Here is a 20,769-nt window from a genome sequence, read left to right as displayed (position 1 = left end):
GTGAAAAACGGAGTGCAAAGAGCGGGGGCAGTCGGTCCCGCTTCCCCTTCGGGCCACTCTGTTGAAGCTCCTGCGGCTGCCCTTTGGTCCGCTCTTCGCGCGTCGAGAATTCCCGAAATCCCGGACTGCGTCCGGCGCTTCTCTAATCGGCGGGGTGAGGTCAAGCTGTTTCGAACCTATCGTAGGCCTGCTCTGGGCAGATTTCCGTCCGAGGTTGGCCCGTAGCAATCATCAAGCATCTCATGCGAGGATGCTTGAGACGACCCGGTCGATATTTGCATCCGGCCAATGCTCAGCGTGGCTTAGCCCTGGCGGCAGATCGTATCCTACGAAGTAGCTTTTGGACGCCAGGTTGAGCATGGGGATATCACCCCAAGAGTCACCTGTGGCTGCGAGAGCCTTCGGGCCGAGGTTCAGTTCAGATAGAAGAGCTTCGAGATAGCTTGCCTTGTCCTCAGGCCAAAAATGCCGGACCGTGTCGTCGGTCTGCCATCCCGTACCGACAGCGTAGTCCGCGTCCAATTCGGCAGCGAGCCAATCGACGGCGAATGCCCAAGTTATCGAAACGAGAGCCGTTTTGATCCCGGCTTTCTTCAGGCGGGCAAACCCCTCTTTCACGCCGGGCGCGAGCCGAAGCTCGATCAGATGCTTGGTCAAATTCGCCTGACCGAAAGGCAGATACCATTGGAGCATAGTATCGCGACCCGCGATGATCTCCTCACGAGATCGTAGGAGTTCGAAGGCGTTCATCTCGTTTGAGCGACCAATATTTCGAGCGATACATCCGCAGATGTTTTCGCCGCGTAGTAGGGTGCCATCGACATCGAACGCGGCCAATCTGATCCCGGTAATTGTGGGTCTCCTTTCGGTGCTCGAACCACCGGTCATGGTAAGCAGAGACGAGGTTTCACGCAACGGCCGCCTCTGGCGCGTCTTGGCCCCCAAGGTTCGTCCATCAAGGCAGCAGCCCCTGTCTGCGCATAACTCGTGTAGCGTTCAACATCGTTTCGCGGCCCGCGCTTCTCTCCGGGATCGCCATTCGGCCCTCCCATGATGGGGTCCAGTAGATAATGCGGTCCAATCTATGCTGCATCCTGATGACGGATCATCGGTATAAGCGCCGGCACGAACTCACATCACCATCGTCCGCGAAGGACGTCTCCCGCTACAACGCGGAACCTTGAACTCGAATTTTTTGCTCGTCTTCGTGCCTGACTGTCATGCAACGGCAGTTGATACTGAGTCCTCCCTTGTCCAGCGAAACTCTGAACCATCTACCCACATCCGATGCATGACGACCGCAAGACGACGTGCCAAGGCGACCTTAGCTTTCTTGCTGCCGTGCCGCTTGGCGATGTTCATGGCCCACGCCTTCAGCCAGCACCATTTGACCACGCGCGTCATCATCGACTGGGCGGCCTCAAAGAGCAGTCGCCGCATCATGGCGTCCCCGCGCAGAGAGACGTGGCCGACTCGGCTCATTTCGCCGGACTGTTTCAGCACGGGCGTAAGACCCAGTATTGCTCCGACCGATCGAGAATGACGGAACCTGCTGGGAATATCGATTGTCGAGACATAGGCGAGCGAGACGATTGGCCCAACGCCAGGGACCGTCATCAATCGCTTGCAAACCTCGTCCTGCTTCGCCTCGGCTAAAACCTTCTTTTCAATTTTGGCAAGACCTTCGCGCAGCTTGCGCCGTCCTGCGAGCAATGGCTCCATGATTTCCCTGAGCTCGGCGTCGTGTTCGACGAGTTCAAGTATTCTTCCCTCAAACGCACCGCCCGAGGCCCGCCCAACTTTCAGTCCGAAGTTGCGCAGGAGTCCACGCATCTCGTTCTCCAAATCGATCGCCTTCTCTTGCAGTAGCGATCGGGCCGTTAGCAATGCGCGGCGCTTCTGGCTGGTGAGGGTCTTCACATGCACGTCCTTGAATAGCCCGACTCGCATCATATGGGCGATCCCGCGAGCATCGTTCCGGTCGCTTTTGTTCTGTTGGAGGGCATCCAGGAACGCTTTCGTGTGGCGCGTCTCAATGCAGCACACGGGGAGGCCAGCCTTTGCGAGTCCGTCAAAAAGCCACTGCGACAACGGGCCTGCCTCAATGCCGACCCTGTCCATGCTGAACGCCGGATCACTCAGGATCGCAATAAGGTCATCGGGATGAGAGACCACCTTCCGCTCACGGCATATTTTCCCGCATTCATCGACGATGCAAATGCTCGTTTCTTTGACCGAGACATCGAGGCCGGCATAGTGTTTCATGGCTGCGCTCCTCTGCATGATGGTTGTGCCTGCTTTCCGACAGGTTACCTGTATCATCGGCAGTGCGATGCAGCTCCTTCTTCCGAACGGATGAGATGGGGCACGGAGCCGATTAGCCCATCTATGCTGATTTCTCCGATGCTCTTCATTGTTTCCGGCTCGCGCCGGGCTCGCTTTACGTTGTGCCTGCATGGTCGGTGGCGTCTTCCCGAACCTGGAGAATACGGTCGACAAGGCCCCACTCCACTGCCTCTTCCGCTGTCATGAAGCGGTCGCGGTCCATCGCGCGCTCGAATTCGTCATAGGAGCGGCCGCAATGCTCGGCATACAGCCGTGTCATGCGGTGTTTCGTTCGCCTCATTTCCTCGGCATGGATGAACACGTCCGATGCCTGTCCCTGAAAGCCACCCAAAGGCTGGTGAATATGGATGCTGGCGTTTGGAAGCGCAGTGCGCTCGCCCGGCTCGCCTGACATCAACAGGAACGAGCCCATCGAGCGGGCCGTCCCCATGCAGAGCGTGTGCACCGGCGCGCGAATGTAACGCATGGTATCGTACATCGCGAGACCGCTGGTCACGACGCCACCTGGCGAATTGATATAGAGATGGATCGGTCTCTTGGGGTTTTCCGCCTCAAGAAACAGCAATTGTGCGCAAACGAGCGCCGATACGGTGTCGTTTACCTCGCCGTTGAGGAAGATGATCCTCTCGCGAAGCAGACGGGAGTAGATGTCGAAGGATCGCTCCCCTCTCGAGGATTGTTCGATGACCATAGGGACGAGTTGCATCGCTTCGCGCATCGGCGAACTCCAATCTTCAGCGTTGATGGGGTGAGGCTGGCCGCGTCAGGCGGCGAGCATTAGGGGCGGGCTGTTGGCGTTGGCGACGGCTCTCGACAACCGCTCGATGGTGGTGCCGGTTAGTTCATGGAGGATCCGCAGGCTCGTTCCACCCGCTGCATTCGGGGCGATCGCGAAGGTGACGAAGCTTTCGAGGAATGGCGGGGTGCCGTCGCGCAGCCTGTAGCGAACCCGCTCGCCGGGTGTCACGGAAACCGGTTCCGGATCGGCGAGCATGTCCTTCGGCAGCCATTTCTCCCGAAACTCGGAGATGCTGATTGCGCGCCAGACCTTTTCTGGCGGTGCATCGAGATCATAGTGCTGTTCGAACCCGCTTTCCTGCACCTTGGTCATTTGGTCGGTCATTGATCCATATCCTTCAGCAAGAGCTTGAGAGCGTCGATGCGATCCGGCCAGTAGGCGCGATATTTGGCCAGCCACTGAGCGATGAGGGCGAGCCCATCTGGATCGACCTCGTAATTCACGAAACGGCCCTCCTTTTGTTCCCGCACCAGCCTGGCGGCGCGCAACACGGCGAGATGCTGGGACATGGCCGGTTGGCTGATATCCATGCCCTGGCGGAGCGCGCTGGCGTTCATGCTGCCGGTCGCCAGCTTCTCGAAGATCGTGCGGCGGGTCGGGTCCGCCAGAGCGCGGAAAATGTCATGTTCGATCATGGATATCACATAAGCACAGACTTATGTCATTCGCAAGCCTGCTTCGCGAACGCGCCGGAACTTCGTGGTGGCGAGATTCTCTCCCGTCCCGCCTCGTCTGTGGTGCTGATCTTGGCGCGGCCAATCCTTCACGTAGCCGAGGCGCGATCGGCGGCCAAAGTCTGCGCGCAGCGCTGTCCATTTCGTTTTCCGACCGCAGCGGGCCGCAGGCGCGCGGTAGCCAAGCGGAGGAAACCCGCGCTCCCATATATAGCGCCGTAGGGTTTTCCGGAGCCTGGCGGGAAACGACCGCCGTGACCAAGGACGATACCGCAAGAACGTTCGCACTGTTTGGGTCATCGGGCTGCAATAAAATCAGCAGTATGCAGCTCACATTCCGTCAGATAATTCAGCGTACGGACACCGAGCCCATAATAGGGTGAGGACGTCACGGGAGGCGTGAATTGACGATTAATCCGACAAACCGCCGGAAAAGGGAGTACACTAGGGCGTATGCGAAAACGGACAATCGGACGATCACTCATCGCCGGACGGATTGTTTTTCATAAGCAATGGTTTAGCCCACTTATGTCGAAATCGTACAGACTTCGTCTCGCGGTGGCCAATCCCGTTTTTGCTCCGTAGTTTTACCAATCACTTTGGCGTTTGGTAGCACCCAGGCTCCGCAGATGGAGCCGCCATGACTACCTTCGAACAATCCACGACCCGAAACACCCTCCTGAGGACGGTTAGCCCTCACATCTTCGCTCGCTTGTCGGCCGAAATGGAACGGGTCGCCCTGCCGCTGAGATTCGTGTTGGTCGAAGACGGAGTCGCCCCTAGCCACATCTATTTTCTTGAGGACGGGCTCGCCTCGGTAGTCGCGACGAGTTCAGACGGCGAGGCTATTGAGGTCGGACACATCGGACGTGAAGGCGCATCTGGTATGCATGTCATGCTTGCCGTACCTGCGACGCCTGGCCGAACCTTCATGCAGGTTGAGGGGTCGGCAATACGTGTCCCTTTGAACGTGTTCACTGAGGCCGTCGTCTCTGATCGTGAGACCCGTGAATTCTTTCTCCGCTATGTTCACACGACCATTTTGCAGCTTGCCCACTCGGCGCTGGCGAACGCCCGCTACAACGTGCAGGAGCGGCTCGCACGCTGGCTTTTGATGTGTCATGACCGTCTCGACGGCGACAACCTTGCGGTGACGCATGAGTTCCTGGCACTAATGCTTGGCGTTCGCCGCTCCGGAGTGACGGATCATCTTCACATCCTGGAGGGCAGGCACGCCATCCGAGCAACCCGCGGCAACGTCCGCGTCCTCAGTCGCGACACGCTCCTAGACATCGCTGGCGGTTGCTATGGCATTCCGGAGCGGGAATACGAAAAGGTGCTCGGCCTGCCATCGAGGGTAAGGTAGTTCAAGCCACTGGCTTGATCGCATCGGCGAATGCCACAGTCAGCAAGACGTCCCCAGCCTCGTTTGAAATCTCCAGCCGCCTTGAAGAGATGTCCTGGCCCTGCAGGATGGCGTCGCTCATGAGGGCGCGTGCATCCTTGATGGCTTCGACGCGAGCATGGTCAAGATCCAGAAGTTCGCTTCCTTCCAGGTCTTCCCGAATGCCGTCTCCGGTTACGATATTGAAATAGTATCTGGGCATCGGAACCTTCGCGTTCGATGACGACATTCGATCGTACGCACGCGCGGCGTCTTCCGGTGCTTCCGGAAAAATAAAGGACGGTGGAGTTTCGGTCAAGAATTGCCGGGTTGGCAGCCGCCGGAGAAGGTAACCTACACGATCGGGAATAACTCGTCGTCCGCGGTCGGTATCCGGTATCAAGGGTCTCCCTGCCCCCGTCGCCTACCTACAATTGCTAAGTTGCTGGCGGGGTGGTGCTGAGTAGGTTCAGTTTTCCTGAAGTCCTTGTCCCAACCTGCGCTTTAGGACGAGGCTCGCGCGTGTTGGGAGAGGCACGCGCGAGCCTTTGAAGGCTGGCATCTGTGCGCTATCGCACGCAACCAGACATCCTCGGAGAATGATGTAGTGTTCCTCATCTTGTCCAAATTCGTGAGGTGCACCGATGTCGGATCATTGGAGGTTTTTTCCGAATGTGATGCTGGAGCCTGACCTCAAGGCAATGCGAGAAGCAATGCGACTTGCTATCGCCCTCAACGACGGAGCTGATGAAGTCGAAGAAGAGTTGCTCGCGTGGATCATCTTCCGCTACTACAAACGTGGCCTAAGGGACCCGGAGCATCTAGCAGGCATTGCCACATTTCTCGCCAGCTCCAACGTATTCAACAGCCCGGCAGCCCGTGCTAAAGTTGCGGCGGATGCGTGTCATGGAGCATCTCCCGGCGTCTAAGCGCAGCGATGCGAGCAGTGCAGAGGTGTTTCTTTCATCTCGATTACTTGAGAGATTGCATCGGGCACCCGGACGGATCGGAACTTCCCGATCTTGAGGCTGTGAAGACCAGGACCAGACAGGGCATCGTGACTTGGCAGCCGATCGTCTCCGGACACGCCGAGAGTACACGCTCTGGAGCGTGCGGATTTCGGATGATGCAGGCGATATACTGGCCGAGGGTCTTGGTTCCGGAAGCCATCAATGAAGTGTTCCGTTCAAGATATTCCTGTCGCCGATCTCTGATAATCACGTGTTTTTGGATCAGGATTGCTCCATTGCACTGCGGGCCGGATTGGATCGGGCAGGCTTTGGCGCATCCCCGATCGTGTGAAACCTGTTCGTGCCGACGCATGCCTTCATGTCGTCGCGCCGGAACCAGATGGCCCGTCCGCATCGGAGGGGCGCGTTTCCTGCGGTGAAGACGATCTGTTCGTCGGCACGCATGCGCAGAACTTCATGGGGCTGGATGAGTGGTCTGGCAGCGAGCTGCTTCGAGCGTGTTCGCGATGATCCCTTTGCCTGGAAACTGCGGCTGACCTGGTCGATCTCGACCGTCGTCATGCCGCAGCGTTTCGATATATAATCGGCGGTCTCGGGATCGTTGATCGCGGCGAACGAAATCCAGCTGGCACTCTCGAACCACTTGCTTGCCGCGTCGCGACCGCCATAGGTTTCGCGCATCTGCCCGATCGACTGGTAGATCATCGTCAGCGTGATGCCATATTTGCGTCCGGCGTCGCGGGCGGTCTCGATAATCCGCATGTAGCCGAGGCGGGCGACCTCATCGAGGAGAAACAGCGCGCGCCCCGTTATTTGTCCGTCGCGATTGTAGATCGCATTCAGAAACGAGCCGATGATGACCCGCGCAAGACCGGAATGGGTCTCCAAGGTCTTGAGGTCGATGTTGATAAAGACGTCCGTATTCCCTGCCGCGATGTCGCTCGTCGAGAACTTCTTTCCCGACACGAGTGCGGCATAGTTCGGATAGGAAAGCCAGTGCGTTTCCTTGACCGCATTGGCGTAGACGCCGGAGAAGGTTTCCGGCGTCATGTTGACGAAGGCTGCGACGTTCTCCTTTACGAAATCCGAGCCGGAATTGTCGTAGATGTCTTGCAGCCGCTTGCGCAATGTCGGCTCAGGCTCCGAGAGATTCATGCGCACCTGCCGAAGCGTCTGCTCCTTCTCGTCCGTGTGACCGGATAAGCAGACGTCGGCGATGAGCGCCGTCAGCAACTGGAGAGCTGACGCTCGAAAGAAGTCGTCACGGACACCGCGCGCGCCGCCGTTGTCGCTCATGATCCATGAGGCGACGGAGGCGATATCCTCTTCCTTCGTTCCGCCGAAACGGCCGACCCAGTCCAGAACGTTAAAGCCGATTTCCGGCTTCCTGGGATCGAGTACGAACACGTCCCTTCCCGCTCCGCCGCGATGCGCGGAAACCATCGGTGCGACCTCATTCGATGGATCCAGCACGATCAGCGTGCCGCCCCATTTGAGTGCCGTTGGGATCGTCACTGACGTCGTCTTGAAACCGCCGGAGCCGGCAAAGACGATCCCGTGCGACGAGCCGAACGAGCCATCGAAGCAGAGCAACGGCGACTTGCCGCCGGCGCCCCAGGTCTCGGCGCTGTCGGCGCGAAACACTCGGGCGCCGACATTGTCTTTGTCGACCCGATAGCGCTCGCCGATGACGATGCCACCAGCATCGGGAAACAACTTAGCCGCCTCTGTGAGCTTCATCCAATCTGCTTCGCCATGCAGGGCCCGCTTGCCCTGAATGCGCTTCGGCTCCGCCCTTGCGAATGCAGCATTGCCGATGGACGCCACGCGAAGTGCGAAGCAGGCACACGTGAACGCGGCCCCTATGCCGATCGACGTTGCCGGGTCGAGAAAGGCCAAGACCGACTGGTCGGCGGGCGTCTTCATGAAAGCGGCAAGGCGCATCGTTTCGCGTGTAGCCGCGATCAGGATCGTCCCGCAGCATCCGGCAAGGACACCCCAACCTGTCTGCTTTATGTTGATCGCGCCGGCGCTCGCGAACAGCAACAGAATTCCGATCGCCGCACCGGCGACATAGGGCAAGGCGATCCCCGCCCGTCCCCATGCCAGTCGCGCGGCCTCGGTCTTTCCGAAGCCTGAGAGCCACTGCTCGATCCCGGTCATTCCGATGACGACCAGGATCATCAACGCCGCTGGCCCGACAACGAGCGCAATCCTATTGATCGTCATTGCCGAAGGCCTCAACGCCGATTGCCGTGAGCCTGGAGCGCTCGCCCTCGTCGCCTTTGATGCGGCGGGCGGCATCGAGAAGCACACCCAGCAACAGCGCGCGCTTCTCATAGCGCAGTCCTGCCTTGACGATCAGGCCGCCGAGCTCGATCTTCTCCCGCGTATCCTTCTTGCGGGCGTCGGATGTCATAGTCCTCACCATCCGTTCAAGCCTCGCCAGTCCCGCCCGCCGCCGCGCCAGACGCGACCGCCGCGGTCGACGTTGCGCCGCTGCTGTCGCCGGTGCCCTTCTTCCCTCCGGTCGTAACGCCCTGCCCTCCGCGAAACCGTTTGGTCAGTTGCTCAAACGCAGCCTGAAGCTCCGCCTCGTCGATTTCGATCTCGCCGAGGCCCGCCTTGAGCGCGATCCGGCCGATGCGTTCCGCTTCCCTAGTCTCGGCGAGTTTGAGCTGTTCCTGCAGCTTGGCGATTTCATCACGGATTTTCGAGGGTGGCTTCTTCATTTCCGATCGTCTCCTGGGTGAGAAAGCTTGTCTTCCGAACCCAGTTTTTCCGAAGGGAGTGCGGGACGCACTACTGTGAATCCTACAATCGCCAACGGCGATGCTTTGGTGGATCATCCCGGCCGTTCCGAAGGATCGGCTTCCAAGGGCGCAATTATACGTCGCTGGCGCGACGCCCTTGCCGAGAGTGCCTGGCGGGGCCGCCGCTCCCAACGAACGCATCGATTTCGTTCGCAACCGGGAAAGAACTTCGCCGTGGCCGTCCCACATTTCTCTGTCAGCATCGTCGCCCGTGGCTCCGGCCGCAGCGCCGTCCTGTCGGCGGCCTACCGGCACTGCGCCAAGATGGACTACGAGCGCGAAGCCCGGACGATCGACTACACCCGAAAGCAGAGGCTCCTGCATGAGGAATTCGTGATCCCTGCCGACGCGCCGGAATGGGTGCGCAGCATGATTGCCGATCGCTCGGTCGCCGGCGCATCCGAGGCCTTCTGGAACAAGGTGGAGGGTTTCGAGAAACGATCCGACGCGCAACTCGCCAAGGACGTCACCATAGCCCTGCCACTCGAGCTGACGGCCGAGCAGAACATCGCGCTCATGCGCGACTTTGTGGCGAGCCACATCACCGCGAAGGGCATGGTCGCCGACTGGGTCTATCACAACGCCCCAGGCAACCCGCATGTGCATCTGATGACGACATTGCGGCCGCTCACCGAGGACGGGTTCGGCTCAAAGAAGGTCGCGGTTCTCGCCCCGAAGGGCAAGCCGATCCGCAATGACGCCGGCAAGATCGTCTATGAGCTATGGGCCGGCAGCACTGAGGATTTCAATGCGTTGCGCGACGGCTGGTTTGCCTGCCAGAACAGGCATCTGGCGCTCGCCGGCCTCGATATCCGCATCGACGGCCGTTCCTTCGAAAAGCAGGGCATCGACCTTGAGCCGACCATTCACCTAGGCGTCGGCACTAAGGCTATCGAGCGCAAGGCCGAGCAATCCGACCACAAGTCTGAGACCTCGGCTTCCAAACTCGAACGCATCGAGCTTCAGGAGGAGCGCCGCAGCGAGAACGCCCGCCGCATCCAGCGCCGTCCCGAAATCGTGCTCGACCTGATCATGCGGGAGAAGAGCGTCTTCGACGAACGCGACGTCGCGAAGGTCCTGTATCGCTATATCGACGATGCCGCGCTGTTCCAAAGGCTGATGGTCCGCATTCTGCAAAATCCGGAAGCGCTTCGGCTCGAACGCGAGCGCATCAACTTTGCGACCGGTATTCGGGAACCCGCGAAGTATACCACGCGCGAGATGATCCGGCTTGAAGCCGAAATGGCCAATCGCGCGATCTGGCTCTCCGGCAGCACCTCCAACGGCGTCCGTGAGCCTGTGCTGCACGCGACCTTTGAGCGCCATTCCCGTCTGTCGGATGAGCAGCGAACGGCGATCGAGCATGTCGCTGGGGCCGCGCGCATTGCCGCCGTCATTGGCCGCGCCGGCGCCGGCAAGACCACGATGATGAAGGCGGCACGCGAGGCGTGGGAAACGTCCGGCTATCGCGTGGTGGGCGGAGCGTTGGCGGGCAAAGCCGCCGAAGGTTTGGAGAAGGAAGCGGGCATTGTTTCCCGCACGCTGTCGTCCTGGGAGCTTCGCTGGAACCAGGGTCGCAACCAGCTCGACGACAAAACTGTCTTCGTACTCGACGAAGCCGGCATGGTGTCGTCGCGACAGATGGCGCTGTTGGTCGAAGTCGTCACCAAAGCCGCCGCCAAACTCGTCCTTGTTGGCGATCCAGAACAGCTGCATCCGATCGAAGCGGGTGCCGCCTTCCGCGCGATCGCCGACCGGATCGGCTATGCCGAACTCGAGACGATCTATCGCCAGCACCAGCAATGGATGCGCGACGCCTCGCTCGATCTCGCGCATGGCAATGTCCGCAGGGCTGTCGACGCCTACACCGCCCATGGTCGAATGATTGGTTTGAGACTGAAGGACGACGCGGTCGGGAGCCTGATCGCAGCGTGGGACCGCGACTACGATCCTTCGAAGACCAGCCTGATCCTCGCACACCTTCGCCGCGACGTCCGAATGCTCAACGATATGGCGCGCGCCAAGCTGGTCGAACGCGGCGTCGTCGCAGAAGGATCACTGTTCAAGACCGAGGACGGAACCCGCATGTTCGCCACCGGCGACCAAATCGTGTTCCTCAAGAACGAGGGCAGCCTTGGCGTCAAGAACGGCATGCTCGCAAAGGTGCTTGAGGCTGCACCCGGCCGGATCGTCGCTGAGATCGGCGAAGGTGAACATCGTCGCCAGGTGACGATCGAGCAGCGCTTCTACAACAACCTCGATCACGGCTATGCCACGACGATCCACAAAGCCCAAGGCGCTACCGTCGACCGGGTGAAGGTGTTGGCCTCGCTGTCTCTCGATCGTCATCTCACCTATGTGGCCATGACGCGCCATCGCGAGGATCTCGCTGTCTACTACGGCAGTCGCTCCTTCGCGAAATCCGGCGGCCTCATCCCGATGCTGTCGCGCCAGAACGCCAAGGAGACGACCCTCGATTACGAGAAGGCGTCGTTCTACGGCCAAGCGCTGCGCTTCGCGGAAGCGCGGGGCCTTCATCTTGTCAACGTCGCCCGCACGATCGCACACGATCGCCTTCAATGGGCCGTCCGGCAGAAACAGAAGCTCGCCGATCTCGGCGCCCGTCTAGCCGCCATCGGTGCGGCATTTGGACTGGTCCGCAGCAGCAACAAGCAATCCATCCCGGACACAATCAAGGAGGCCAAGCCCATGGTATCAGGCATCACCACCTTCCCTAAATCGCTCGACCAGGCTGTCGAAGACAAGCTCGCAGCCGATCCCGGGCTCAAGAGGCAATGGGAGGACGTCTCGACGCGCTTCCATCTCGTCTACGCGCAGCCGGAAGCGGCCTTCAAGGCCATCAATGTCGATACCATGTTGAAGGACCAGTCGGTCGCGCAGTCGACCCTGGCAAGGATTGCCGGCGAGCCAGAGAGCTTTGGCGCGCTGAAGGGCAAGACCGGTCTTCTCGCCAGCCGTGCCGAAAAGCAGGACAGGGAAAAAGCGCTCGCCAATGTACCGGCGCTCGCCCGAAATCTTGAACGCTACCTTCGTGAGCGGGCCGAGGCCGAGTTCAAACATGAGACGGAGGAGCGCGCGGTCCGACTCAAGGTTTCGGTCGATATCCCGGCGCTTTCCCCATCTGCCAAGCAAACGCTTGAACGCGTGCGCGATGCGATCGATCGCAACGATTTGTCCGCAAGCCTCGAATACGCGCTCGCCGACAAAATGGTAAAGGCAGAACTCGAAGGTTTCGCCAAGGCGGTGTCCGAACGTTTCGGGGAACGGACCTTCCTGCCTTTGGCTGCGAAAGACACTGATGGCAAGACTTTCGAGACCGTCACAGCAGGAATGACGGCCGGCCAGAAGGCGGAGGTCCAGTCTGCGTGGAATTCCATGCGTACGGTCCAGCAACTTGCCGCTAATGAACGAACGACGGAAGCGCTCAAGCAGGCTGAGACGCTGCGTCAGACGAAGAGCCAAGGGCTCTCGCTGAAATGACGACGGGAACTGGAACGCCCCGGGCGATGACCGCGCAACAACGAGGAGCCATTGTGGTTCTGTCGATGGCGACGGTGGCCGCCATCCTGCTGGTGATGACTGCCGTCGCCGGCGGCTACCGCATCAATCTGACACCGAGCGAGCCACTCGGCCTGTGGCGCATTATCCCGCTTCATCGACCGGCAGCAGTCGGCGACCTCCTGTTCATCTGCCCGCCGGGAACGGCGGCGATGCGGGCAGCGAGGGCACGAGGCTATCTCCGTTCTGGTTTCTGCCCGAGCGGCGTCGCACCGTTGATCAAGATAGTGATCGCCGTTGCAGGACAGCATGTCGAAATCGGCGCCAGCGTGAGCGTGGATGGGCGGCGCGTTTCCTCTTCCAGTCTCGCACTACGAGATGGAAAAGGCCGGCCGTTGACGCCCATTCCAAGCGGCATCGTCCCGCCAGGATATGTCTTCCTGCATTCCGCATTCCCCGGCTCCTACGACTCCCGATACTTCGGTCCGGTGCCAGCTTCCGGCATCCTCGGCCTGGCGCAGGAGGTGTTCACCTATGTGCCGTGATTACCTTCGGCCGGTGGTGCTGATATTCGCTTCGATTGCGGTCGGCGTGGTGGGCTGGAGCGGCCATGTCTTGCTTCTTCCCGTCGCGCTGGGGTTTCCGGTTCTTTGGTCGATCGCGCGAACGAGATTGGTCGCGGCACTTGTCTCCGCCGGATATTTCCTGGCCGCGTCGCGTGGTTTGCCGCAAGGCGTAGCGGCGTTCTATTCGTCTGACATCTGGCCGGGCCTTCTGCTCTGGCTGTGTGCGTCTTTGAGCTTCGTTGCCGTGCATACCGTCCTCTGGACGAAGAACAGCGGAGTTCGCCCGATTCGCTATCTTCTGGCGGCCATCATCATGTCGATCCCGCCATTCGGCATCACGGGCTGGGCGCACCCTGTCACGGCTGCGGGTGCTCTGTTCCCGGGATGGGGATGGTGGGGCCTTGGCTTCATGACAGCTGGCCTCGTAGGCCTCGTAACCCGCATTTGGCCAGCTGTCGCCATCGCCTTCGCAGGCCTTTGGCTGTGGTCCGCCGCATCGTGGACCGAGCCGCATCTACCCAATGGCTGGCGCGGTGTCGACCTCGAATCGGGCGCTTCGCTCGGTCGGGACGTCGATCTTCACCGCCAGCGTGACCTGATCGCAACGGTGCGGAATGCGGCCAGCGATGGCGCACGCTTTGTGGTACTGCCGGAAACTGCGCTCGGCTTCTGGACACCGACCGTGGCGCGGCTCTGGACGAGCGCGTCCGGCGATACCGATGCGACGGTCATCGCCGGCGCCACGGCGCTCGATGCCATCGGCTATGACAATGTCCTCGTCGCGATCGACGAGAAGGGCGGAAGCAGCATCCTCTATCGCGAACGCATGCCGGTTCCCGGCTCGATGTGGCAGCCGTGGCGTTTCTTGTTCGTGGAGAGTGGCGGTGCCAGGGCGGATTTTTTTGCGAACCCGGTCGTCCCGATCGGTGCCGGCCGAGCAGCGCCACTGATCTGCTACGAGCAACTGATCGTTTGGCCGATCCTCCAGTCCATGCTCTACGATCCGGACCTTGTTATCGCCGTCGGAAACGGCTGGTGGACCGATGGGACGTCGATCGTGGCCATCCAGCGCGCCGCTACCACCGCCTGGGCGACGCTCTTCGCAAAACCGCTTGTTACCGCCTTCAACACCTGAGCGCCAAGGAGGCCCCATGCTCGACGCCGCCCTGATCAAAGAATGTGCCGACCCCTCCCTCAAGCCCGCGATCGTCGAGCAGTTCGTGGCGGCGGCGGGCTCAGATGATCCCCTTGCCGTCACCGTCAAATCGGGTGGCCGATTGATCCTCGTGCCGAAAGCCAGGACGGCGGACGAGGCAATGGCGATCGTGCGGCAATATGCTGGTCAGGCGGTCGTCCGCGTTGGCCTGACACAGTTTCCCGCAGGCGTTGGCGTCAAGGAACCGGCGGATCTGAAACCAGACCTTGTCGATGCCTGCCTGAACCTCCGCCAGGGCACGGCGATGTTCGCCAAGGTCCTCAGGATCGTTGCGAAATGGTATGGCAACCCCAAGAACAAAGACGTCTTCCCGCAGATTTTCGAGGATGCGATTTACGCATGGAAGACCGGTGAGTTCGAGGGCGTGAGCGTGTTTCAGGCGGAGGACCCTGGCGGGTCGCCGGCCAACCAAGAGGAACCGCGGGCCGATAAATCGGAGGCGGACACGGTCGATGCCGGGGCTCCGCTGCAGGCTGAGGCAGAACCTTCGGACGAAAAGAAAATTGGCACTGCGGGGATACGGGTCGATCTATCTCGCATTGGCGGCCGGCAATAGCGTTGAATTCGTCTTTTCCCGTGACGCCTATTCGGTCGAGCGAGAACCAAAATTTAGTGAACGGCGGCGCTGCCTAGTTGTCATTTTGAAGGAAATACTGGACAGCGGGATCATCTCGGCATTTCGCGAGCGGTAGCTGCTTGACCGAATAGATGCGGGAAATGATGTGTTCAGTGGTGCTGGTATCGATGTCGACGTTCAAGCAGGCACAGGCATAACCGTGAATCGCAAAGGTGCGGACGTATTCGCCGGTCGTCAGATCAGGAATCTTATCCATGCCTTGGGCGGCATGGCCGTCGCCTCCGCGGAACATTATCTCCCACCCACCTTGCGCGTCGTAGAGTTCCCACTTGGCCGTGGCCGGGTTGCTAAGCCAGCCGCAGCGCCTTTCGGCGTGCGCTGCGGTGGTCGCAGTCAATGCGACGAAGGTGGCGAGCATGATCTTCATAACAGGTCCAAACGTAAGGAAGCGGCGCACCGTCAGTATCGGTGGGAATGTTTCAGGCGGATGTCGGCAACCGACATCGAGCGGAACAGCAGCCTATCTGGAAATCAATCGGGTTGGCCACCCATTTAGCGCGAGCCAAAAAGCAGGAAATTAGTGTGTTTCCGATGCTTAAAATTAGTGTGACCCAGATGCATAATGTTTAAGCTTGTTGCGGAGGCCAGCCAGTACGAAAATGTGCCCTCACGAGGGTTCAGCTTGGTTGGGTCAACGCGCTACCAAAGGTCTTCAAGGATGCGGCGGTCTGCGCATCTCGCAGCAAAGCAAAGACATACGCCTCACCGAGGAAGAGGGGCGTTGGAGGCAGCGCAGGACGTTGGGCACGCGGGGATTCTAATCAACTGTCCCGCATTGGCGGGAATTGAACTTCACTCTGGCAGTGCATAGCGTGTCAGCAGAGCCTCGCCCTCTTCGATGGCGATTTCGATCACCTCGTTCACCAGATCCGGAGAACCGGCGAGTTCGTGCAGAACGAGCGTGAACAATTCCCGCTGCTGCACCGGCAGAACCTGCGGAACGATGATTACCAGGCCCGCATGCAGATCCTCTCGCGCATGGAGTTTCCTGAAGTCACGAGCATTGTTCGTCACGAAGGTGAAATCTTCCGCGACGATCCGAGGCATCAGATCCCAGTCGGTCTCGCCGCTCAGGCCCAGCCAATTGACGTGAAAGCAATCGTGGCCGTGATTTTGAGCCACGGCGACGAGCGATGTGTGCAGGCATTCATCGATCAGAAACTTCACGAAGCCGTGCCCGAAGGGTTATCGGTCCCGGCCTTTCCAAGAGGCAAGCGCTTCACCGACTTTACTTTCAGTCCCTGCTCCGACAACTTTCGTGGCCGCCCACGGGCAGGATGAGCTGCTACCCAGATTTCGGCGAGGTCCACCATGCGGGCCGTGAGAGCCGGATAGCCCTCGACGATCTCGTCCGTGGCAGCGCCTTGCAATTTCATCGCAGCGATCGTTCGGACCGGAACACGCGTGCCTTTGAAGACGGCTTCGCCGCCAACCACGCCTTTCACGCTGTGGATGATCTTGTCCGCTTCCCTGAGCGCTTCGCCGCGCGCGGCCAAGTGCTCCCTCGCTCTCGCGACGTCGACGATCAGATAGTCGTCCGCTCTGACCGTGTCGGCTTCAGGATTTTCGTCGATGGCGGCAAAGAGGCGCTTCCGGCGCTCGGCGGAAAGGATCGAACCGACGCCGAACCAGAGCTTCAGGCGCAGCAGATCGTCGTCAGTGATCGCGCGGCTTCGGTGGCTGGTAGAGGGTCTTCCAATGATTCGTTTGTCGATCGCATTGTGTACCGACTTAATGCCGATCTCACTCACGGCAGCCGCCTCAGTGGGTGTATATTCGCGAAGTGCTGCAGCCATAATCATTCTCCTTCAAAAGAATATATATGATGCACCGGCAATTTGCAATGTGCTGGCATAAATGAATTCTCGTCGTTGCCGGCTGGGCATGAACCCGGCAGCCGCAAGACAACCTCTCTTAATCGTCAAGCTCGGCGGTTGGCATCTGTGGCTCCTTCGGAGGCCGCTTCAGCAACTCACAGGCTTCGATGCCCAAGACTGTCGCCAAACGGTCAACGACATCGATGCTTGCATTGTAAACGCTACGCTCCAGCGAACTGATGTAGGTGCGATCGATGTCCGCGCGATGCGCGAGTTCCTCCTGGGACAAGCCTTTAGCCTGCCGTGCAGCTCGCAAATTTCGCGCGAATACCTCTCGGATCTCCATGATCGAGAGAACAGCGCCTTGATGAGTATCCTACCACGGAGTATTCTCTACAATCTCGAGGTCATTCGAGCCAGTTGCGAGGCAGCTTCCCCAGGTCAGAGCAACTCCTCCGCGTTGGCGTGAGAGTTGCGAGAGGAATCTACACAGGATCCAGTTGCCCGTTGGATGGATGACGTTCAGCGGATGTTGTAGTGCCACTGGGGCGAGATGGTACCGCCGCAACCTTGCTTCCCGGCAGCAGAGGATAGGGAGAAGCGGATGAACGATACCGGCTCATCTAGGTACAGTTCGATGCAACAGTCAGAATTAGAAGTGCTGGCGGTCGCTGCAATCCGCGAGCACCGCCATCTTATGGCCGCCGATGAAGTTGTGTATGAGGAATGGACCCGCGCGAGCGACGATCCGTCGGTTTCCGCCGCCGTACTCAAAAGCCTGCAGGATGAGTATGTTGCGCGTCAGAAGAAATCGGAGGCCCAGCAGGAGGCGCTGTCGAAAATCATCGATGCCCTTGGCTACGTCCCTGTAGTTGCCCCAGACGACGAAGAATGAGCCCTATACCAATCCGTGGTCCTTGGCGATTGCGACAAGTTGCGGAACGGTCGCCGCTTCCAGTTTTCTGCGCGCTTTGTCGAGGTAGTGCTGCACTGTCCTCGGATTGATACCAGTCAACATTGCGATCTCCGGAGCATGTTTGCCTTTCGTCGCCCACATCAGGCACACTGCTTCTCTTGAAGAAAGCAACCGTTTCGGAGCGACAATCGTCGTCGCAGCGATGATTTTCAGGCGGTAGTGGATTGCCAGAACCGCCTGGATCGCTTTTTGGGCATCCTGCAGCTTTGAAACATCAGCCGCCTGCGCTGAAGATGCGAACGTGAGCATCATGGTCGAGCCAAAGCTTCCTTCGACGGGAATCGTCACCCCGCTCCGAATACCGTAACCGATTGCCTGCTCCCGAAAGCACTTGAGTTGGGAGGATCTACGAGCGGGCCAGTTGTCGGCGGTCCAGGAAAACATCTCCATGCGACGTTTGGCTTCCGTGACGACGGGGTCGATGCGGGAATAGTGGCTTTCGAGATAAACGCCCTGCCATTCCTCCGGGTAGGAGTTGAATGTTCGGACTTCCAGTCCCTCAGTCTGCAGGTAAGCAAAACGTTCGAAGCCACATGCGTGGGAAAATGTCTTGAGAGCACTTTTGATCATACGTTCATCGTGCGCGGCATCTGTCATATCGATAAGAGAGCGAAGGTCACCGTCCACTGACATTTCTCCTATTGCCCAGCTGCATGTCCTCATTCGTTGCAGATCGTAAATCTACTCTCCTTTTCCGAGTGTTCAAGGCCTCGCATGCCGAAAACATGATACTTAAACATATATTTTGCGTGCGGGTGCCACCCACCTGGCGGAGCACGAAGAAATGGCCGGTTCTTAGATTCTGGCGCGGTCTAGCGGACGCCATAAACGGACGGAAAAATGATGTCCTGATCGACCAGGACGTTGAACTTGTAACCCGGACGGATGCGGATGGTCGGCTGCACGTTCAGGTTCTTCGAGATGGTCTGTTCGGCAACGCGACCAAAGCTCTCGGCAAAATTCCGGCGTGCTGCATCCGAGGCGGTATCCTGATTTGCCCGCGTCGAACTCTCGGGCATAGACATATCGATCCCTGTTCCGATGATTGCCACCAGCGCCGCCGACCCGAAGGTTCTCCAGAGATGGCGGTCGACCTTGTCCTGGAAGCCCCCATATCCTTCTGCGTCCGTGCCGGCCATGCCGCCGATCTGCAGAGTAGACCCGTTAGGGAAAATGAGGTCGGTCCAGACGACAAGAACCCGTTCTTGGCCGAATGAGACCTTGGAATCGTAGCGACCGAACAACTTCGAACCCTGCGGGATGAGAAGGCGGTATCCCGTTGCGCTATCGTAGACGTTCTGGCTGACCTGGGCGGTAATGCGCCCTGGCAGGTCGGAGTTCAGACCAGTAATCAATGTCGCCGGGACGACAGAACCGCGCTTCAATTCATTGGATGACATCTGCGGCACGACCTGGTTCGGCAGGTAGCCGAGATCCTTGATGTCCTGATTGAAGAAATCCTCTTTCGACGGCTGCCCGTTCTGATCGACGGTTTGCCCTATCAGGCCGGATTTCAGGGCGGCGGCATAGAGATCTGATGCGCTGTCGTCTGCGACGTTTGTCAGCCGTCGGCTCGTGTCGTTCGTAAAGTTTGCGGCCTTCTCGACGTCGGAGACGTCTACCTTGAGCGGAGAGTCGAGCGCCGTGGCACGAGCCTGGAGACGCGCCATGCGTTGGCGCTGGGCCTCGCGCATATATTGTTCATCCTGCACTCGCTTCAGGCGAGCCTTCCACTCTTCTTCGGATTCGAGCCTTTGTCGGCGGTCTTGTCGATCTGTTTGTTGGCGCTCGACGAAGGTTTCCTGCTTTTCCCTTTTCTCGACCACGACGGGGGTCGGCTGAAACACCTCCTGCTTATCTGGCTCACCGATAATGCCATCGGTCACACCCCGCTTAAGCTGGTCGCCGAAACTGGTCGCAGGATTGTTGGAAACACTCTCGGTGTTGCCACGATTGAAGGAAAACCCGCGTAGCGACAGACCAATCACGACGACGCCGACGAACAGCACGGTGACGCCGATTGCGACGATGATCGGCAGGCGGTTGAGCCGACGCATGCCCTGCTTCGCGTCGGCCTGACTCGACGTGCCAAGCTGGAGCGACTGGACCATCTCAATCTCCGTCAGTTGCGCTGCATGATCGAAAGGGGACTAGCCGGCGTGGCGCCGGCTGCCGTCGGGGTATAGGCGCGGCCTAGAGCGACTGTTGGCGTCGAGAGCCGCGCCAACACCTGTCCGTCGAAGCCGTCGATCGCATAAGCAAGCTCGATCGGCTTGCTGTCTTTGGCGACCTTTCCGTCCGTGACGACCGTGTAGCCCCACCCCTTCAGGGCCGCCTCGAGCGCTGTCGCAAACTCAGAGGTGTGCTTCTCCATTTTGATCGTCGTCGTAGCGCCCGCCGGGCCGATCTGTTCAGCCAGACGACTTGCCATGTCGCCGGCGATGGCGCTTGCAGCCGGTCCGGTGACGGCCACTGGGGTCGAGCTGGTGGTCAGCGCGTCGTCGGGCGTTTGGCAGCTGGAGAGCAGCGCAGCCACGACGAAATGTGGGAGAAGCTTCCGCATAGTTCAGCCTCCCCGCCGGATGGTAATCTTCTGTTGCCGCCAACCGACGCCGGAAATGAGGATCGCCTTGTCGATCGTATAGTCGACCGTCATAATGTCGTTCTTCATCCGGTAATTGACGATGCGGTTCTGGCCACCGGATACGACAAGCAGCACCGGCGCGTCCTGGCCGGAGATAGACTTCGGGAACTGGATGTAGGTCTTGACCCCGTCCGAATAGACCCGCTTCGGCCTCCACGATGCGCCGCCGCTCACCGAGTAGGAGAAGTTCAGCTTGTCCGGTGCCGTGCCCGGAATGCCGCCGGTTTCGAGACGGGCGTTGATGTCCGCGAGCTTGGTCGACACGTCCTCCGGATATTCGAAGCCGACACGCGCCATGTATTGGCTGGGATGGGACTTAAGCTGGATATGATAGGTGCGCCGCGACGTCGTGACGACCATCGAGGTAACAAGCCCAGGTTCGGAGGGTTTGACGATCAGGTGGATGG

General features: G+C 59.6%; 24 protein-coding genes. 7 read left to right on the top strand and 17 right to left on the bottom strand.

Going from position 1 to position 20,769, the window contains the following annotated elements; translation table 11 throughout:
• Window positions 1-240: 240 nt before the first annotated feature.
• From C5J22_RS30330 to C5J22_RS30310, 5 genes are all read right to left on the bottom strand, one after another.
• On the bottom strand, window positions 241-837 hold the full coding sequence (locus tag C5J22_RS30330) for an HAD family phosphatase (protein ID WP_172746838.1): 597 nt from the start codon (window positions 835-837) through the stop codon (window positions 241-243).
• 381 nt (window positions 838-1,218) lie between these two features.
• On the bottom strand, window positions 1,219-2,265 hold the full coding sequence (locus C5J22_RS30325; RefSeq protein WP_105441300.1) for an IS110 family transposase: 1,047 nt from the start codon (window positions 2,263-2,265) through the stop codon (window positions 1,219-1,221).
• A gap of 175 nt (window positions 2,266-2,440) precedes the next feature.
• On the bottom strand, window positions 2,441-3,064 hold the full coding sequence (locus C5J22_RS30320) for an ATP-dependent Clp protease proteolytic subunit (protein ID WP_105441295.1): 624 nt from the start codon (window positions 3,062-3,064) through the stop codon (window positions 2,441-2,443).
• A 45-nt stretch (window positions 3,065-3,109) separates the two neighbouring features.
• A complete protein-coding gene (locus C5J22_RS30315) occupies window positions 3,110-3,469 on the bottom strand; it encodes an SRPBCC domain-containing protein (protein ID WP_105441294.1) in 360 nt (119 codons plus the stop codon).
• Window positions 3,466-3,780, bottom strand: a complete 315-nt coding sequence (locus C5J22_RS30310) for a helix-turn-helix transcriptional regulator (protein WP_105441293.1) — start codon at window positions 3,778-3,780, stop codon at window positions 3,466-3,468. The genes C5J22_RS30315 and C5J22_RS30310 overlap by 4 nt, the downstream gene beginning before the upstream one ends.
• A gap of 679 nt (window positions 3,781-4,459) precedes the next feature.
• Between C5J22_RS30310 and C5J22_RS30305 the strand changes: the two genes are divergently transcribed.
• Window positions 4,460-5,185 (top strand): Crp/Fnr family transcriptional regulator, encoded by a 726-nt coding sequence (locus tag C5J22_RS30305; protein WP_105441292.1) that lies wholly within the window; start codon window positions 4,460-4,462, stop codon window positions 5,183-5,185.
• A gap of 1 nt (window position 5,186) precedes the next feature.
• Here the strand turns inward: C5J22_RS30305 and C5J22_RS31870 are convergent, their stop codons facing one another.
• Window positions 5,187-5,606: a hypothetical protein gene (locus C5J22_RS31870; RefSeq protein WP_245440608.1), complete on the bottom strand. Its 420-nt coding sequence runs from the start codon at window positions 5,604-5,606 to the stop codon at window positions 5,187-5,189.
• A gap of 241 nt (window positions 5,607-5,847) precedes the next feature.
• Here C5J22_RS31870 and C5J22_RS30295 point away from each other — a divergent pair, with 241 nt between their 5' ends.
• The gene (locus C5J22_RS30295) at window positions 5,848-6,132 is read left to right on the top strand and encodes a hypothetical protein (RefSeq protein WP_105441291.1); all 285 of its coding nucleotides are present in this window, start codon (window positions 5,848-5,850) and stop codon (window positions 6,130-6,132) included.
• A gap of 303 nt (window positions 6,133-6,435) precedes the next feature.
• Here the strand turns inward: C5J22_RS30295 and traG are convergent, their stop codons facing one another.
• The 3 genes from traG to traC are packed head-to-tail and all read right to left on the bottom strand — an operon-like array spanning window position 6,436 to window position 8,906.
• Complete coding sequence (traG, locus tag C5J22_RS30290; RefSeq protein WP_205837248.1) at window positions 6,436-8,403, bottom strand: Ti-type conjugative transfer system protein TraG; 1,968 nt, start codon at window positions 8,401-8,403, stop codon at window positions 6,436-6,438.
• Window positions 8,390-8,605: a type IV conjugative transfer system coupling protein TraD gene (gene traD / locus C5J22_RS30285; RefSeq protein ID WP_105441290.1), complete on the bottom strand. Its 216-nt coding sequence runs from the start codon at window positions 8,603-8,605 to the stop codon at window positions 8,390-8,392. Before traD ends, traG begins: the two co-directional genes overlap by 14 nt.
• Window positions 8,606-8,609: 4 nt before the next feature.
• A complete protein-coding gene (traC, locus tag C5J22_RS30280; RefSeq protein WP_105441289.1) occupies window positions 8,610-8,906 on the bottom strand; it encodes a conjugal transfer protein TraC in 297 nt (98 codons plus the stop codon).
• Window positions 8,907-9,161: 255 nt separating this feature from the next.
• Here traC and traA point away from each other — a divergent pair, with 255 nt between their 5' ends.
• Genes traA through C5J22_RS30260 form a run of 4 tightly spaced genes read left to right on the top strand, consistent with a single transcriptional unit; the run spans window position 9,162 to window position 14,844 of the window.
• The gene (gene traA / locus C5J22_RS30275; protein WP_105441288.1) at window positions 9,162-12,488 is read left to right on the top strand and encodes a Ti-type conjugative transfer relaxase TraA; all 3,327 of its coding nucleotides are present in this window, start codon (window positions 9,162-9,164) and stop codon (window positions 12,486-12,488) included.
• A gap of 26 nt (window positions 12,489-12,514) precedes the next feature.
• The gene (traF, locus tag C5J22_RS30270; protein ID WP_105441287.1) at window positions 12,515-13,051 is read left to right on the top strand and encodes a conjugative transfer signal peptidase TraF; all 537 of its coding nucleotides are present in this window, start codon (window positions 12,515-12,517) and stop codon (window positions 13,049-13,051) included.
• Window positions 13,041-14,207, top strand: coding sequence for a conjugal transfer protein TraB (locus C5J22_RS30265; protein ID WP_105441286.1), 1,167 nt, complete (start codon window positions 13,041-13,043; stop codon window positions 14,205-14,207). Before traF ends, C5J22_RS30265 begins: the two co-directional genes overlap by 11 nt.
• A 16-nt stretch (window positions 14,208-14,223) precedes the next feature.
• On the top strand, window positions 14,224-14,844 hold the full coding sequence (locus C5J22_RS30260; RefSeq protein ID WP_105441285.1) for a TraH family protein: 621 nt from the start codon (window positions 14,224-14,226) through the stop codon (window positions 14,842-14,844).
• Between the two features lie 73 nt (window positions 14,845-14,917).
• Here the strand turns inward: C5J22_RS30260 and C5J22_RS30255 are convergent, their stop codons facing one another.
• From C5J22_RS30255 to C5J22_RS30240, 4 genes are all read right to left on the bottom strand, one after another.
• Window positions 14,918-15,292: a DUF4087 domain-containing protein gene (locus C5J22_RS30255; RefSeq protein WP_105441284.1), complete on the bottom strand. Its 375-nt coding sequence runs from the start codon at window positions 15,290-15,292 to the stop codon at window positions 14,918-14,920.
• Window positions 15,293-15,717: 425 nt separating this feature from the next.
• Window positions 15,718-16,092 (bottom strand): DUF5615 family PIN-like protein, encoded by a 375-nt coding sequence (locus C5J22_RS30250; protein ID WP_105441283.1) that lies wholly within the window; start codon window positions 16,090-16,092, stop codon window positions 15,718-15,720.
• Entirely contained in the window at window positions 16,089-16,721 is a 633-nt protein-coding gene (locus C5J22_RS30245) for a DUF433 domain-containing protein (protein ID WP_105441282.1), read from the bottom strand. Before C5J22_RS30245 ends, C5J22_RS30250 begins: the two co-directional genes overlap by 4 nt.
• 118 nt (window positions 16,722-16,839) lie before the next feature.
• Window positions 16,840-17,088, bottom strand: coding sequence for a helix-turn-helix domain-containing protein (locus tag C5J22_RS30240; RefSeq protein ID WP_040126052.1), 249 nt, complete (start codon window positions 17,086-17,088; stop codon window positions 16,840-16,842).
• 258 nt (window positions 17,089-17,346) lie between these two features.
• Between C5J22_RS30240 and C5J22_RS30235 the strand changes: the two genes are divergently transcribed.
• Entirely contained in the window at window positions 17,347-17,637 is a 291-nt protein-coding gene (locus C5J22_RS30235; RefSeq protein WP_105441281.1) for a transcriptional repressor TraM, read from the top strand.
• Window positions 17,638-17,640: 3 nt separating this feature from the next.
• Here C5J22_RS30235 and C5J22_RS30230 read toward each other — a convergent pair whose 3' ends face one another.
• The 4 genes from C5J22_RS30230 to trbG form a co-directional block, all read right to left on the bottom strand.
• Window positions 17,641-18,345: an autoinducer binding domain-containing protein gene (locus tag C5J22_RS30230; RefSeq protein WP_105441297.1), complete on the bottom strand. Its 705-nt coding sequence runs from the start codon at window positions 18,343-18,345 to the stop codon at window positions 17,641-17,643.
• A 185-nt stretch (window positions 18,346-18,530) separates the two neighbouring features.
• Complete coding sequence (trbI, locus tag C5J22_RS30225) at window positions 18,531-19,829, bottom strand: IncP-type conjugal transfer protein TrbI (protein WP_105441280.1); 1,299 nt, start codon at window positions 19,827-19,829, stop codon at window positions 18,531-18,533.
• Between the two features lie 11 nt (window positions 19,830-19,840).
• Entirely contained in the window at window positions 19,841-20,281 is a 441-nt protein-coding gene (trbH, locus tag C5J22_RS30220) for a conjugal transfer protein TrbH (RefSeq protein ID WP_105441279.1), read from the bottom strand.
• Window positions 20,282-20,284: 3 nt separating this feature from the next.
• On the bottom strand, window positions 20,285-20,769 hold a 485-nt coding region (gene trbG, locus C5J22_RS30215), incomplete at its 5' end, for a P-type conjugative transfer protein TrbG (RefSeq protein ID WP_105441278.1).

Origin of the sequence: Neorhizobium sp. T25_13, from assembly GCF_002968675.1 — a bacterium.
In the GTDB taxonomy this organism is placed as follows: Bacteria; Pseudomonadota; Alphaproteobacteria; order Rhizobiales; family Rhizobiaceae; genus Neorhizobium; species Neorhizobium tomejilense.
This window is presented reverse-complemented; position numbering and strand designations above follow the sequence as displayed.

Coding starts and splice junctions, on each gene's coding strand:
- traF (WP_105441287.1), top strand. CDS start 12,515: ATGACCGCGCAACAACGAGGAGCCATTGTGGTTCTGTCGATGGCGACG.
- traD (WP_105441290.1), bottom strand. CDS start 8,605: ATGGTGAGGACTATGACATCCGACGCCCGCAAGAAGGATACGCGGGAG.
- C5J22_RS30325 (WP_105441300.1), bottom strand. CDS start 2,265: ATGAAACACTATGCCGGCCTCGATGTCTCGGTCAAAGAAACGAGCATT.
- C5J22_RS30255 (WP_105441284.1), bottom strand. CDS start 15,292: ATGAAGATCATGCTCGCCACCTTCGTCGCATTGACTGCGACCACCGCA.
- C5J22_RS30305 (WP_105441292.1), top strand. CDS start 4,460: ATGACTACCTTCGAACAATCCACGACCCGAAACACCCTCCTGAGGACG.
- C5J22_RS30315 (WP_105441294.1), bottom strand. CDS start 3,469: ATGACCGACCAAATGACCAAGGTGCAGGAAAGCGGGTTCGAACAGCAC.
- C5J22_RS30295 (WP_105441291.1), top strand. CDS start 5,848: ATGTCGGATCATTGGAGGTTTTTTCCGAATGTGATGCTGGAGCCTGAC.
- trbI (WP_105441280.1), bottom strand. CDS start 19,829: ATGGTCCAGTCGCTCCAGCTTGGCACGTCGAGTCAGGCCGACGCGAAG.
- C5J22_RS30310 (WP_105441293.1), bottom strand. CDS start 3,780: ATGATCGAACATGACATTTTCCGCGCTCTGGCGGACCCGACCCGCCGC.
- C5J22_RS30235 (WP_105441281.1), top strand. CDS start 17,347: ATGAACGATACCGGCTCATCTAGGTACAGTTCGATGCAACAGTCAGAA.
- traG (WP_205837248.1), bottom strand. CDS start 8,403: ATGACGATCAATAGGATTGCGCTCGTTGTCGGGCCAGCGGCGTTGATG.
- traC (WP_105441289.1), bottom strand. CDS start 8,906: ATGAAGAAGCCACCCTCGAAAATCCGTGATGAAATCGCCAAGCTGCAG.
- C5J22_RS30265 (WP_105441286.1), top strand. CDS start 13,041: ATGTGCCGTGATTACCTTCGGCCGGTGGTGCTGATATTCGCTTCGATT.
- C5J22_RS30260 (WP_105441285.1), top strand. CDS start 14,224: ATGCTCGACGCCGCCCTGATCAAAGAATGTGCCGACCCCTCCCTCAAG.
- trbH (WP_105441279.1), bottom strand. CDS start 20,281: ATGCGGAAGCTTCTCCCACATTTCGTCGTGGCTGCGCTGCTCTCCAGC.
- C5J22_RS30245 (WP_105441282.1), bottom strand. CDS start 16,721: ATGGCTGCAGCACTTCGCGAATATACACCCACTGAGGCGGCTGCCGTG.
- C5J22_RS30320 (WP_105441295.1), bottom strand. CDS start 3,064: ATGCGCGAAGCGATGCAACTCGTCCCTATGGTCATCGAACAATCCTCG.
- C5J22_RS30240 (WP_040126052.1), bottom strand. CDS start 17,088: ATGGAGATCCGAGAGGTATTCGCGCGAAATTTGCGAGCTGCACGGCAG.